The organism is Serratia sp. JSRIV002, from assembly GCF_019968725.1.
Lineage (GTDB): Bacteria > Pseudomonadota > Gammaproteobacteria > Enterobacterales > Enterobacteriaceae > Chania > Chania fonticola_B.
On sequence record NZ_CP074143.1, the window covers coordinates 940,741 to 954,649 of the forward strand.

The 13,909-nt window shown below is 56.0% G+C and carries 14 protein-coding genes; 10 read left to right on the forward strand and 4 right to left on the reverse strand.

Annotation, left to right across the window (positions count from 1 at the left end):
- The first annotated feature begins 1 nt into the window (after position 1).
- The 7 genes from murG (at position 2) to lpxC (ending at position 7,868) form a co-directional block, all read left to right on the forward strand.
- Positions 2-1,066: an undecaprenyldiphospho-muramoylpentapeptide beta-N-acetylglucosaminyltransferase gene (gene murG / locus KGP26_RS04330; RefSeq protein WP_059199739.1), complete on the forward strand. Its 1,065-nt coding sequence runs from the start codon at positions 2-4 to the stop codon at positions 1,064-1,066.
- Positions 1,067-1,120: 54 nt separating this feature from the next.
- Positions 1,121-2,596: a UDP-N-acetylmuramate--L-alanine ligase gene (gene murC / locus KGP26_RS04335; protein WP_024527168.1), complete on the forward strand. Its 1,476-nt coding sequence runs from the start codon at positions 1,121-1,123 to the stop codon at positions 2,594-2,596.
- A complete protein-coding gene (locus KGP26_RS04340) occupies positions 2,589-3,509 on the forward strand; it encodes a D-alanine--D-alanine ligase (RefSeq protein WP_094982150.1) in 921 nt (306 codons plus the stop codon). The genes murC and KGP26_RS04340 overlap by 8 nt, the downstream gene beginning before the upstream one ends.
- 1 nt (position 3,510) lies before the next feature.
- Complete coding sequence (ftsQ, locus tag KGP26_RS04345; RefSeq protein ID WP_059199741.1) at positions 3,511-4,365, forward strand: cell division protein FtsQ; 855 nt, start codon at positions 3,511-3,513, stop codon at positions 4,363-4,365.
- Complete coding sequence (gene ftsA, locus KGP26_RS04350) at positions 4,362-5,618, forward strand: cell division protein FtsA (RefSeq protein ID WP_004950148.1); 1,257 nt, start codon at positions 4,362-4,364, stop codon at positions 5,616-5,618. Before ftsQ ends, ftsA begins: the two co-directional genes overlap by 4 nt.
- A 74-nt stretch (positions 5,619-5,692) precedes the next feature.
- The gene (gene ftsZ, locus KGP26_RS04355) at positions 5,693-6,847 is read left to right on the forward strand and encodes a cell division protein FtsZ (protein ID WP_024483522.1); all 1,155 of its coding nucleotides are present in this window, start codon (positions 5,693-5,695) and stop codon (positions 6,845-6,847) included.
- A gap of 103 nt (positions 6,848-6,950) precedes the next feature.
- Positions 6,951-7,868 carry a UDP-3-O-acyl-N-acetylglucosamine deacetylase gene (gene lpxC, locus KGP26_RS04360; protein WP_021179330.1) on the forward strand — a complete coding sequence of 306 codons (918 nt, stop codon included), beginning with the start codon at positions 6,951-6,953 and terminating at the stop codon, positions 7,866-7,868.
- Positions 7,869-7,884: 16 nt separating this feature from the next.
- On the opposite strand, the gene KGP26_RS04365 is transcribed toward lpxC, so the two are convergent.
- Entirely contained in the window at positions 7,885-8,412 is a 528-nt protein-coding gene (locus KGP26_RS04365) for a DUF721 domain-containing protein (protein WP_059199742.1), read from the reverse strand.
- Between the two features lie 26 nt (positions 8,413-8,438).
- Between KGP26_RS04365 and secM the strand changes: the two genes are divergently transcribed.
- The 3 genes from secM to mutT all read left to right on the forward strand — a co-directional run bounded on the left by secM (position 8,439) and on the right by mutT (position 12,254).
- Entirely contained in the window at positions 8,439-8,972 is a 534-nt protein-coding gene (gene secM, locus KGP26_RS04370) for a secA translation cis-regulator SecM (protein ID WP_059199743.1), read from the forward strand.
- Positions 8,973-9,061: 89 nt separating this feature from the next.
- Positions 9,062-11,773, forward strand: a complete 2,712-nt coding sequence (secA, locus tag KGP26_RS04375; protein WP_021179333.1) for a preprotein translocase subunit SecA — start codon at positions 9,062-9,064, stop codon at positions 11,771-11,773.
- Positions 11,774-11,852: 79 nt separating this feature from the next.
- Positions 11,853-12,254, forward strand: a complete 402-nt coding sequence (mutT, locus tag KGP26_RS04380; protein ID WP_059199744.1) for an 8-oxo-dGTP diphosphatase MutT — start codon at positions 11,853-11,855, stop codon at positions 12,252-12,254.
- 40 nt (positions 12,255-12,294) lie between these two features.
- On the opposite strand, the gene yacG is transcribed toward mutT, so the two are convergent.
- The 3 genes from yacG to coaE are packed head-to-tail and all read right to left on the reverse strand — an operon-like array spanning position 12,295 to position 13,901.
- Positions 12,295-12,498 (reverse strand): DNA gyrase inhibitor YacG, encoded by a 204-nt coding sequence (gene yacG, locus KGP26_RS04385; RefSeq protein ID WP_223498881.1) that lies wholly within the window; start codon positions 12,496-12,498, stop codon positions 12,295-12,297.
- Between the two features lie 30 nt (positions 12,499-12,528).
- Positions 12,529-13,281: a cell division protein ZapD gene (gene zapD / locus KGP26_RS04390; protein WP_059199745.1), complete on the reverse strand. Its 753-nt coding sequence runs from the start codon at positions 13,279-13,281 to the stop codon at positions 12,529-12,531.
- Positions 13,278-13,901, reverse strand: coding sequence for a dephospho-CoA kinase (gene coaE / locus KGP26_RS04395; RefSeq protein WP_223665078.1), 624 nt, complete (start codon positions 13,899-13,901; stop codon positions 13,278-13,280). Before coaE ends, zapD begins: the two co-directional genes overlap by 4 nt.
- Between the last annotated feature and the right edge of the window lie 8 nt (positions 13,902-13,909).

Consider the following 13,909-nt stretch of genomic DNA (forward strand, 5'->3'; position numbering starts at 1 on the left):
GATGAGCGGTAAAGCTAAGCGTTTAATGGTGATGGCAGGCGGTACCGGCGGGCACGTGTTTCCGGGGCTGGCGGTCGCGCATCATCTGATGGCGCAGGGCTGGCAGGTTCGCTGGCTCGGCACCGCAGACCGAATGGAAGCCGATCTGGTGCCGAAGCACGGGATCGAGATTGATTTTATCCGCATCTCCGGGCTGCGTGGCAAAGGCCTAAAGGCTCAGTTGACCGCACCGGTGCGTATCTGGCAGGCGGTGCGTCAGGCTAAGGCGATCATGCGTAGTTATCAGCCGGACGTGGTGCTGGGGATGGGCGGTTACGTTTCCGGCCCTGGCGGTTTGGCTGCCTGGCAGTGTGGTATCCCGGTGGTGCTGCATGAGCAGAACGGCATTGCGGGCCTGACTAACCGCTGGCTCTCAAGGATTGCCAAGAAAGTGTTACAGGCGTTCCCAGGGGCGTTTCCGAATGCGGACGTCGTGGGTAACCCGGTACGTACCGATGTGTTGGCGCTGCCGCTACCTGCCGAGCGTCTGAACGGGCGTGAAGGGCCAATCCGTGTGCTGATTATCGGCGGTAGCCAAGGTGCGCGCGTGCTGAATCAGACAGTTCCTGAAGTCGCCGCGCTGCTGGGCGATAGAATAGTCCTCTGGCATCAGGTAGGTAAGGGCGCATTGCCAACGGTACTGCAGGACTACGAGAGGGTAGGGCAGACCGGGCACAAGGTGACCGAGTTTATTGATGATATGGCAGAGGCCTACGCCTGGGCGGACGTGGTGGTGTGCCGTTCTGGCGCGCTGACCGTCAGCGAAGTGGCAGCGGCGGGACTACCGGCCATTTTTGTGCCGTTCCAGCATAAAGATCGTCAGCAATACTGGAACGCGCGTCCTCTGGAAGAGGCCGGTGCGGCCAAAATTATCGAACAACCGCAGTTTACTGCCGATGTCGTGGCGGAACTGCTGGCAAGCTGGGATCGCCCAACACTGTTGAAGATGGCCGAAAAGGCCCGTGCGGTGGCGATCCCGGATGCAACAGAACGCGTGGCGGCAGAAATTATTCGTGCAGCCCTGTAAGGCCGTCGGGGTTACCCCTGTTGAGCTAAATCGAACCTGATAGATAGAGAAGTGATGAATACACAACAATTGGCGAAACTACGTACTTTCGTGCCTGAGATGCGACGCGTCCGGCACATTCACTTTGTTGGCATCGGTGGTGCCGGCATGGGTGGTATCGCCGAGGTGTTGGCCAACGAGGGTTATCAGATCAGCGGTTCCGACCTGGCGCCGAACCCGGTCACCCAGCAGTTGAGTGAGCTTGGGGCAACGATTTACTTCCATCACCGCCCAGAAAACGTGCTGGATGCCAGCGTGGTAGTGGTTTCGACCGCTATCCCGGCAGACAACCCGGAGATCGTCGCAGCCCGCGAGGCGCGCATTCCGGTGATCCAGCGGGCAGAAATGCTGGCCGAGTTGATGCGCTATCGCCATGGCATTGCCATCGCCGGTACGCACGGTAAAACCACTACCACGGCGATGGTGTCCAGTATTTACGCCGAAGCCGGTCTTGACCCAACGTTTGTTAACGGTGGGCTGGTGAAAGCGGCGGGTACCCACGCGCGTTTGGGCTCTAGCCGTTACCTGATTGCGGAAGCGGATGAGAGCGACGCGTCGTTCCTGCATTTGCAACCGATGGTGGCGATTGTCACCAACATCGAAGCCGACCATATGGATACTTACCATGGCGACTTCGAGAATTTGAAGCAGACGTTTATCACCTTCCTGCATAACCTGCCGTTCTATGGTCGTGCGGTAATGTGCATTGACGATCCGGTCGTGCGTGAGTTGTTGCCGCGCGTGGGTCGCCATATCACCACTTACGGCTTTAGCGAGGATGCGGATGTGCGTATCGAGAGCTATAGCCAGATCGGGCCGCAGGGGCACTTTACCCTGAGCCGTCAGGATAAGCCGTTGATGACGGTCACCCTGAATGCACCGGGCCGCCATAACGCCTTGAACGCGGCGGCGGCGGTTGCCGTGGCGACGGAAGAAGGCATTGCCGACGAAGCCATTCTGCGTGCGCTGGCCGGTTTCCAGGGAACGGGGCGTCGCTTCGATTTCCTGGGGGAGTTCCCATTGGCGGCGGTGAACGAAAAACAGGGTAGTGCCATGTTGGTGGACGATTATGGCCACCACCCAACGGAAGTGGATGCGACCATCAAGGCCGCGCGTGCCGGTTGGCCAACCAAGCGGGTGGTGATGATCTTCCAGCCGCACCGCTATACCCGTACTCGCGATCTGTATGACGATTTCGCCAACGTATTGTCGCAGGTTGACGTGTTGCTGATGCTGGATGTCTATCCGGCGGGTGAAGCTCCGATCCCTGGCGCTGATAGCCGTAGCCTGTGCCGTACCATTCGCAATCGCGGCAAACTGGATCCGATCCTGGTGTCCGATGCGGATACCGTGCCAACGCTGTTGGCGCAGCTGTTGCAAGGCGACGACCTGGTGCTGGTGCAAGGGGCTGGCAATGTCGGTAAAATCGCGCGCCGGCTGGCTGAACTAAAACTGCAACCACAGATCAAAGAGGAGGATCATCATGGCTGATAAAGTCGCCGTATTGCTGGGTGGTACCTCCGCAGAACGTGAAGTTTCACTGCAATCTGGCGCGGCCGTGCTGGCCGGGTTGCGAGAAGCGGGCATTGATGCTCATGGCATCGATACCCGTGACTTCCCTGTCACCGAGCTGAAAGCGCAGGGGTTCACCAAAGTGTTCATTGCGCTGCACGGGCGTGGCGGTGAAGATGGTACATTGCAAGGTCTGCTGGAGTTTTTGCAGTTGCCTTATACCGGCAGCGGCGTGATGGCCTCGGCGCTGACCATGGATAAATGGCGCAGCAAAATGGTATGGCAGTCGATGGGGCTGCCGGTGGCACCTTACGTGGCGCTGAGCCGCCGTCAGTATCTGGGCGACGATCGGCAAAGCCAGCTGGCCGCCATTGAAGCTTTGGGATTGCCACTGATTGTGAAGCCAAGCCGCGAAGGCTCCAGCGTTGGCATGAGCAAAGTGACCGAACGCGCAGCCCTGGAAGGGGCGCTGGAAGAGGCTTTCCGTCATGATGAGGATGTGCTGGTAGAGAAATGGCTCAGCGGCCCGGAATACACCGTGGCGATCCTGGGCGATCAGGTGCTGCCTTCCATCCGTATTCAGCCCGCTGGCGTGTTTTACGATTACCAGGCCAAATATATTTCCGACGACACGCAGTATTTTTGCCCGAGCGGCCTGGATGCACAGCAGGAAGCCGCTATGGCTGCGCTGGCACTGCGGGCTTACCGTGGGCTGGATTGCAGCGGCTGGGGGCGTGTTGATGTCATGCAAGACAGTGATGGCAGCTTCTACCTGCTGGAGGCGAATACCTCGCCGGGCATGACCAGCCACAGTCTGGTCCCGATGGCGGCCCGGCAGTCCGGATTAACTTTCTCGCAGTTGGTTGCGGGCATTCTGGCGTTGGCTGACTGAGATGTCGCAAGCGGCTCTGAATGCACGCGAGCGCGAGGCGGATAACGGCCCACGCCGCAGCAATGGCACCCAACTGGCAGGGATGATTTTCCTGCTGATGGTGCTAGGCACCATCCTGTGGTGCGGCTGGGTAGTGGTGGGTTGGATGCAAGATGCCAGCCGTCTGCCGCTCTCAAGGCTGGTATTGACCGGTGAACGCCATTTCACCACTAACGACGATGTTCGCCAGGCGATCTTGGCTTTGGGAGCACCGGGCACCTTTATGACGCAGGATGTGGACATCATCCAGCAGCAGATCGAGCGTCTGCCGTGGGTCAAGCAGGCCAGCGTACGTAAACAGTGGCCGGATGAGCTGAAAATCCACCTGGTGGAGTATGTCCCGGTGGCGCATTGGAATGATTTGCACATGGTTGATGCCGAGGGCAAGTCGTTCAGCATTCCGGCACAGCGTTTGGGCAATCAGAAATTACCGTTGCTCTATGGTCCGGAAGGCAGCGAACAGGATGTTCTGGAAGGTTACCGCGCGATGAACGGCGTGCTGGCAGCCAGCAAGTACCAGCTTAAGATGGCGTCCATGACGGCCCGCCATTCGTGGCAGTTGGCTTTGGATAACGATGTTCGGCTGGAACTGGGACGTGACGATCGCATGGGTCGCTTGCAACGCTTCATCGGGCTTTATCCGGTGCTGTTGCAGCAGGCGCAGGCGGAAAACAAGCGCGTCAGCTATGTCGATTTACGCTATGACTCCGGTGCCTCAGTCGGCTGGGCTCCGGCGTTTATCGACCCGCAGGCAGCCATGGGCGATCGACCAAACAGTAATCAGCAACAGAATCAGGCACAGGCAAAACAACAATGATCAAGTCGACGGACAGAAAACTGGTAGTTGGACTGGAGATCGGTACCGCAAAAGTCTCCGCATTGGTAGGGGAAGTTTTGCCCGATGGCATGGTCAACATTATCGGGGTGGGCAGTTGCCCGTCTCGCGGTATGGATAAGGGTGGCGTTAACGATCTGGAATCGGTAGTCAAGTGCGTACAGCGCGCTATTGACCAGGCCGAACTGATGGCGGATTGTCAGATTTCTTCGGTTTACCTGGCCTTGTCGGGTAAGCATATCAGCTGTCAGAACGAGATCGGGATGGTGCCGATCTCCGAAGAGGAAGTGACGCAGGAAGACGTGGAGAACGTAGTGCATACCGCCAAGTCGGTGCGTGTGCGCGACGAACACCGCATCCTGCACGTTATCCCTCAGGAATACGCCATCGACTATCAGGAAGGCATCAAAAACCCGGTTGGGTTATCCGGCGTGCGTATGCAGGCCAAGGTCCACCTGATCACCTGCCATAACGATATGGCCAAGAACATTGTCAAAGCAGTGGAACGTTGTGGTCTGAAAGTGGACCAACTGATTTTCGCCGGTCTGGCTGCCAGCTATGCGGTGCTGACCGAAGATGAGCGCGAACTCGGCGTCTGTGTGGTAGATATCGGCGGGGGCACCATGGATATGGCGGTGTATACCGGCGGTGCTCTGCGCCACACCAAAGTGATCCCTTACGCCGGGAACGTGGTCACCAGCGATATCGCCTACGCCTTCGGCACGCCGCCGACCGACGCGGAAGCGATTAAAGTTCGACACGGTTGTGCACTTGGGTCGATTGTTAGCAAGGATGAAAGTGTTGAGGTTCCTAGCGTGGGGGGAAGGCCTCCTCGGAGTCTGCAAAGACAGACATTGGCTGAAGTGATTGAGCCGCGCTACACCGAACTGTTGAATCTGGTTAACGATGAAATATTGCAATTGCAGGAGCAACTGCGTCAGCAAGGGGTGAAGCATCATCTGGCAGCGGGTATTGTGCTGACCGGCGGTGCCGCCCAGATTGATGGCCTGGCAGCCTGTGCGCAACGGGTATTCCATACCCAGGTACGCATCGGCCAACCCTTGAACATCACGGGTCTGACGGATTACGCGCAAGAGCCTTACTATTCTACAGCGGTCGGGCTACTGCACTATGGAAAAGAGTCTCACCTGAGCGGTGAGGCAGAAGTAGAAAAACGCGCCTCGGTGGGCAATTGGTTTAAACGCATCAATAGCTGGCTGAGAAAAGAGTTTTAATGTTTAGACAAAGAGATCATGCTGAGTAATCTTTTTATGATCTCGCAGCGACAGGCACAAAACGGAGAGAAACTATGTTTGAACCAATGGAACTAACCAATGACGCGGTGATTAAAGTCATCGGCGTCGGCGGTGGCGGTGGCAATGCCGTTGAACACATGGTGCGCGAGCGCATCGAAGGTGTTGAATTCTTCGCCGTTAATACAGACGCTCAGGCGCTACGTAAAACGGCAGTTGGCCAAACCATCCAGATTGGTAGCGGTATTACCAAAGGTCTGGGTGCAGGCGCGAACCCGGAAGTGGGTCGTAATTCAGCGGAAGAAGACCGTGAAGCCCTGCGCGCCGCCCTGGAAGGTGCAGACATGGTCTTCATCGCGGCCGGCATGGGTGGCGGTACCGGTACCGGTGCTGCGCCAGTGGTGGCAGAAGTCGCAAAAGATCTGGGTATTCTGACCGTGGCCGTGGTGACCAAGCCTTTCAACTTTGAAGGCAAGAAGCGCATGGCATTCGCGGAGCAGGGTATCGCCGAGCTGTCCAAGCACGTGGACTCGCTGATCACCATCCCGAACGACAAGTTGCTGAAAGTTCTGGGCCGTGGCATCTCTCTGCTGGACGCGTTCGGCGCGGCCAACGACGTGCTGAAAGGCGCGGTGCAGGGTATTGCCGAACTGATCACCCGTCCGGGCCTGATGAACGTCGACTTTGCTGACGTGCGCACCGTGATGTCCGAAATGGGCTACGCGATGATGGGCTCTGGCGTTGCCTGTGGCGAAGACCGTGCCGAAGAAGCGGCGGAAATGGCGATCTCCAGCCCACTGCTGGAAGATATCGACCTGTCCGGCGCCCGTGGCGTGCTGGTCAACATCACCGCTGGCTTCGACCTGCGTCTGGATGAGTTCGAAACCGTGGGTAACACCATCCGTGCTTTCGCTTCCGACAATGCGACCGTGGTAATCGGTACCTCGCTGGATCCGGAAATGAACGACGAACTGCGCGTGACCGTAGTTGCGACCGGTATCGGTATGGACAAACGTCCTGAAATCACCCTGGTAACCAATAAACAGGCCAGCCAGCCAGTGATGGATCACCGTTACCAGCAGCATGGTATGTCACCGCTGCAGCAGGAAGTGAAACCTGCCGCCAAGGTGGTGAACGATCAGAGCGCGCAACCAAACAAAGAGCCTGATTATCTGGATATTCCGGCCTTCCTGCGCAAGCAGGCAGATTAGGAATAAGCTGATAATTTGGAATCTCCGCTCTTTGTGCTAAACTGTCCCGCCGGCCTTGCTGTATGCTGGGCTGGTTGGATTGATAACATTGCGAGATAAAACGATGATCAAACAAAGGACATTAAAACGTATTGTTCAGGCGACGGGTGTCGGTTTACATACCGGCAAGAAAGTCACGCTGACAATGCGCCCAGCGTCGGCTAATACCGGGGTCATCTATCGTCGCACTGACTTGAATCCACCGGTTGATTTCCCGGCTGATGCAAAATCCGTGCGTGATACCATGCTCTGTACTTGCCTGGTGAATGAGTCAGACGTGCGTATTTCCACCGTTGAGCATCTTAATGCTGCGTTGGCGGGCTTGGGTATCGACAACATCATTATTGAAGTTGACGCTGCCGAAATCCCGATCATGGACGGTAGTGCCAGCCCGTTTGTCTATCTGTTGCTGGATGCCGGCATCGAAGAGCTGAACTCGGCGAAGAAATTCCTGCGTCTGAAAGACACCGTACGTGTTGAAGATGGCGACAAGTGGGCAGAGCTGTCCCCGCATAACGGGTTCCGTCTGGACTTCACCATCGACTTCAACCACCCGGCGATTGATGCCAGTACCCAACGCTATCGTCTGGATTTCTCAGCCGATTCGTTCGTACGCCAAATCAGCCGTGCGCGTACCTTCGGTTTCATGCGTGATATCGAGTATCTGCAGTCCCGTGGCTTGGCCCTGGGCGGCAGCTTCGATTGCGCGATTGTGGTGGATGACTATCGTGTCCTCAACGAAGACGGCCTGCGCTTCGAAGACGAATTCGTGCGCCACAAAATGCTGGATGCCATCGGCGATCTGTTCATGTGCGGCCATAACATCATTGGCGCGTTCACCGCGTACAAATCAGGCCATGCGCTGAACAACAAGCTGCTGCAAGCCGTGCTGGCGAAACAGGAAGCTTGGGAATTCGTGACATTCCAGGATGAAGCCGAAATGCCGTTGGCATTCAAGGCTCCGTCAACCGTACTGGCCTAAGCGGCCAAGACGTCAATTACTTATTACGACCGGTCTCGTTGGCTCTCTCTCCTGCCAACGCGGCCAGTCGTTCTAATATCTTGCGCAATTTTTCCGGGCTCTGCGCCGCCAATCCCCGTAATGCATCCGCACTTTCCAGGCTCAAATGACGCATAGGCACCTCTGCTTGCTGGCCATTTTCCGTGCTTTTGCCGTGGTTTTGTACCTGGCTGCTGCCTTTTGCCATCAACGAGGGATTAATCCTGATGTCGATTGAAGACAAAGATGGTAGAATTTGCGCTCGTAGTGCGGATAGCAGGCTGGGTTGTTCATAGCGTAAGCGCATCATCCAACTGGCATTGGCGGTTTCCAGCACTAAAATACCCTGTCTGAAGTTGGCGACACGGCACCAAGGGTGCAACTGAGCGGGCAATAACCCCTTCACGGCACGATTGAGTTTCAGTAGCGCGGTAGCGCGTTGCTGAACGTTATGCAGCGGTCCTTTCTCTGTTGCAGACGCGTCGTCAAACAGGATATCTAATAATTGTGGACGGCTATCGCGCATAATGGGCTCCGGCGGATAATAAACACGTGATCGGTATTCTAAATCGTTGGCGACAATTTGGCAGACGTTATTTCTGGCCTCATCTCCTGTTGGGGATGGTAGCGGCTACGCTTGGCGTACCGCAAAATCTGTCCGGCACCGTCGATCAAAGCGCATTACCGAGCACCTCGTCCAGCCTTAACCGGCAAAATTCCGTCAGTCACGCCTTTAACAGCCTGGCGTTACTGCAAGAAGTGCATCGTCGCCCAACGTTTAACGTTGATTACTGGCACCAGCATGCGCTTCGAACCGTCATTCGTCACCTCTCTTTTGCTCTGGCACCTCAGGCCGTCTATGCCCGAGTGCAGGAAGCGGAGGCCGTTGCGGTTGAACCGCCATTACAGGTGGCTCAGCTTGCCCTGCTCTCCACGCTCAATGCGCTACTGACGCACGAGCCAAAACCACCGACTATCATTCGTGATACCCATCACCCCATCGTTCCTTCTTTGGCGCAGCATCAGGCCGGGCTGTGGCTCGCTCAGGTGCAAGGTATTCGCGCCGGGCCTGCAGCCCTCGGCTAATCTTTGCCCTCAGGGCAGCAAAAAAACAAACAACACAACAGCTTGTTGACGGCCATTATGGTGTCGTCGCGTAAGAGATATAAAGAATCATGTTAATCAAACTATTGACCAAAGTTTTTGGTAGCAGTAACGATCGTACCCTGCGCCGCATGCGCAAAGCGGTTGAGATGATCAACCGTATGGAACCAGACATGGAAAAACTGTCTGATAGCGAACTGCAGGCCAAGACCGATGAATTCCGCGCGCGTCTGAAAAAGGGTGAAGTGCTGGAAAGCCTGATCCCGGAAGCCTTCGCCGTAGTGCGTGAGGCCAGTAAGCGAGTCTTCGGTATGCGTCACTTCGACGTACAGCTGCTGGGCGGGATGGTGCTCAACGACCGCTGTATCGCCGAGATGCGTACCGGTGAAGGTAAAACCCTGACCGCAACCCTGCCTGCCTATCTGAACGCCCTGAGCGGCCGTGGCGTGCACGTGGTTACCGTCAACGACTACCTGGCCCAGCGTGACGCTGAAAACAACCGTCCGCTGTTCGAGTTCCTGGGGTTGAGCGTGGGTATCAACCTGCCTGGTATGCCTGCTCCGGCCAAGCGTGAAGCCTATGCCGCAGATATCACTTACGGTACCAACAACGAATACGGCTTTGACTACCTGCGTGACAACATGGCGTTCAGCCCGGAAGAGCGCGTACAGCGTAAGCTGCACTATGCGCTGGTGGATGAGGTTGACTCCATCCTGATCGACGAAGCGCGTACGCCGCTGATCATCTCCGGCCCGGCCGAAGACAGCTCAGAAATGTATAAGCGTGTTAATAAGCTGATCCCACAGCTGATCCGCCAGGAAAAAGAAGACTCCGACACCTTCCAGGGTGAAGGGCACTTCTCAGTCGATGAAAAAGCGCGTCAGGTTCACCTGACCGAACGCGGCCTGATCATGATCGAAGAGATGCTGATGGAAGCGGGCATCATGGATGAAGGCGAATCGCTGTATTCACCAACCAACATCATGCTGATGCACCACGTCACCGCCGCGCTGCGTGCCCACGTGCTGTTCACCCGCGACGTTGACTATATCGTTAAAGACGGTGAAGTCATTATCGTTGACGAACACACTGGCCGTACCATGCAGGGCCGCCGCTGGTCCGATGGTCTGCACCAGGCGGTAGAAGCCAAAGAAGGCGTAGAAATCCAGAACGAAAACCAGACGCTGGCTTCGATCACCTTCCAGAACTACTTCCGTCTCTATGAGAAACTGGCCGGTATGACCGGTACAGCGGACACTGAAGCCTTCGAATTCAGCTCCATCTACAAGCTCGATACCATCGTGGTGCCGACCAACCGCCCAATGATCCGTAAAGATATGCCGGATCTGGTCTACATGACCGAAAAAGAGAAGATCGCGGCGATCATTGAAGATATCCGTGAGCGTACTGCCAACGGCCAGCCGGTGCTGGTGGGGACTATCTCGATCGAGAAATCCGAAGTGGTTTCCCGTGAGCTGACCAAAGCTGGGATCGAACACAAGGTTCTGAACGCCAAATTCCACGCCATGGAAGCGGATATTGTGGCCAATGCGGGTCAGACTGCTGCGGTAACTATCGCCACCAACATGGCCGGCCGTGGTACCGATATCGTGTTGGGCGGCAGCTGGCAGAGCGAACTCTCCCATCTGGAAGATCCGACAGAAGAGCAGATTGCCGAAATCAAAGCGGCCTGGAAAATTCGCCACGACGCCGTATTGGCCGCTGGTGGCTTGCACATTATCGGTACCGAACGTCACGAATCACGCCGTATCGACAACCAGCTGCGTGGCCGTTCCGGCCGTCAGGGTGATGCCGGTTCTTCCCGCTTCTACCTGTCAATGGAAGATGCGCTGATGCGTATTTTCGCCTCGGATCGTGTTTCTGGCATGATGCGTAAACTGGGTATGAAGGATGGCGAAGCCATCGAGCACCCGTGGGTCACCAAAGCCATTGCCAATGCGCAACGCAAGGTTGAAAGCCGTAACTTCGATATTCGTAAGCAACTGCTGGAATATGATGACGTGGCCAACGACCAGCGCCGTGCGATCTACAGCCAGCGTAACGAATTGCTCGACGTGTCTGACGTGAGCGAAACCATCAACAGTATCCGTGAAGACGTGTTCAAAACCACCATCGACAGCTACATTCCGCCGCAGTCGCTGGAAGAGATGTGGGACGTGAAAGGGTTGGAAGAACGCCTGAAAAACGACTTCGATCTGGATATGCCAATCGCCGAGTGGTTGGATAAAGAGCCTGAGCTGCACGAAGAAACGCTGCGTGAACGTATCATGGCGAAGGCGAAGGAAGATTACCTGCGCAAAGAAGAGGTTGTTGGCGCCGAAATGATGCGCAACTTCGAAAAAGGCGTGATGCTGCAGACGCTGGATTCCCTGTGGAAAGAGCACCTGGCGGCAATGGATTACCTGCGTCAGGGTATCCACCTGCGTGGCTATGCGCAAAAAGATCCGAAGCAGGAATATAAGCGTGAGTCCTTCAACATGTTTGCCACCATGCTGGAATCGCTGAAATATGAAGTGATCAGCGTGTTGAGCAAGGTTCAGGTACGCATGCCGGAAGAGGTTGAAGCTCTGGAGCTGCAACGCCGCGAAGAAGCAGAGCGTCTGGCACGCCAGCAACAGCTGAGCCACCAGGAAGAAAATGCCCTGGCGGTCACCGATCCGAACGCTCCTGCTGTTGCCGAACGTAAAGTAGGGCGTAACGATCCTTGCCCATGCGGTTCCGGTAAGAAATACAAGCAGTGCCACGGCCGCCTGCAAAAGTAAGCCGGGTGCAGTGAACGCTTAACGGTAAGGGCTCAGCATGCTGAGCCCTTTTTTTAAGTAGTAACTTCTGGAGGATGCGATGAAGCACCTGAACATCGCCGTAGGGATTATCCGTAACCCACAGCAGGAAATCTTCATCACACGCCGCGCTGCGGATTCGCACATGGCTGGCTTTTGGGAATTCCCTGGCGGCAAGATTGAGCAGGGCGAAACGCCGGAGCAGGCATTAGGCCGCGAATTGCTGGAAGAAACCGGGATCCGCGCCAATCAGGCACGGTTACTGGAGGTGCTGGAACACCGCTTCACCGATCGGATCGTAACGCTGAATTTCTATCTGGTGGAGGATTGGAAGGGCGAGCCCTATGGCCGTGAAGGCCAGCCGATGCGTTGGGTAAAGCAGGCCGACCTGCGTGAGGAAGAGTTTCCCGAAGCCAACGTCAGTATCATCAAGCTGTTGGTGGCGCAGGCCAGTGCCGTGTAGTTAATTTTCGGCCTGGCAAGGCCAGGCCAATAATACCGTTTTAATGGTTGTTGCTGTCTCTGTCTTCACTCCAATCTTCACTTTCGTTCAGATCTTCGTTGCTCGGAATGCGCTTCTCTTCATCGGCCCATTCACCCAGATCGATCAGCTGGCAGCGCTTGCAGCAGAATGGACGATATGGGCTCACTTCACCCCATACCACGCCTTTGCCACAGGTTGGACATTTTACTACGGTCATATTCATTCCTTTCTCCCTCTTAAACCCAAGGGGTGATTAACAGCAGGCCAGCTCAAAGGTAAGACGCTCTGGCACTGTGCCGTTTTCGCTGTCTAGCGGCAGGAAACGGATGGCATAGCGCGTCTTGTGGCCGGAAATCTGCGGGTAAAGCTGGTAAGCCAGATTAATACGCAAGCGTAACAGATCGGCCCCTTCGGCGTTATCCTGGAAGAAGCCGTTGAGGCTGATCTGATTGCGGAACGGCCCGGCCTGGCGCACCAGATCCAACACGATGGTCAGCGCCTGATTCAAGGGTTCGAGGGTTTGCAACCACTCTGCCACGTCGGCATCACGCTCATTTTGTGCCACATGCATCCACATATGCAGTGTAGGCAAATCAAAGCTGCAACAGCCACCGGGGATGCTCAGACGTTGGCGAACCAGGCTAATCAGCCGGTCTTCACGCAGCGCCTGGCCCATACGCGGAGCAGACATCAGTGCAGATGCACAGCCTTTCAACTGGCTGCGTAGCTGATTGACCACCGAGATATCGACACCGGGCAATTCTGCCCACTGCAGTAATTTTTGCTGCTGGCGTTCCAGCTCTTTGAGCAGTTCGGTGCGCACTTCGCCACGTTCCAATACGTCCAGCAGGTCCGCAACGGTACGGAAAAAGGTCAGGGCGATAGCGGTTTCGCTCAGTGCTCTTTGGCCATGCAGTTGTTGTAATAAAAACTCGATCCGCAGCCAGGTGCGCATTTTTTCATTTAACGGGTGTTCAAAGAGAACAGTCGGGGAAGCGTCACTCATTCGGTGTGATCCTGTCGGGTCGCTGAGGTTGCCAGCTCAATATAGTGTTGATGCAATGCGGCGACATGGGATTCAATTCCTTGTGCGCTACCGCTATTGTCAATTACGTCATCCGCTATGGCCAGACGTTGTTCGCGCGTGGCCTGTGCAGACAGAATATTCAGCGCCTGCTGACGGCTGATGCCGTCGCGGGCCATGGTTCTGGCTAATTGTGTTTCGCTGTCGACATCCACCACTAAAACGCGGTCGGCACGATCCTGCAGGCCGTTTTCTACCAGCAAGGGGACTACCCATAGTACGTAACAACTCTGGGCGTTGGCTAGTTGGCGTTGCGTTTCCCGCTGTATCTGCGGGTGCAGCAACTGGTTTAGCCAGCGCTTTTCGTCGGGATCGCTGAAGATCCTCTGACGCAAAGCCGCACGGTTGAGGGATCCGTCCTTCAGCAACATTTCATTACCAAAATGTGCCGCAATGGCATCCAATGCCGGGGTTCCAGGCTCAACAACCTGGCGAGCAATGATATCCGCATCCACAATGGCCACGCCAAAACGTGCAAAGGCGTTGGCAACGGTGGACTTACCGCTGCCGATACCGCCGGTTAATGCAACAATGTAGGACATGGCCGAAG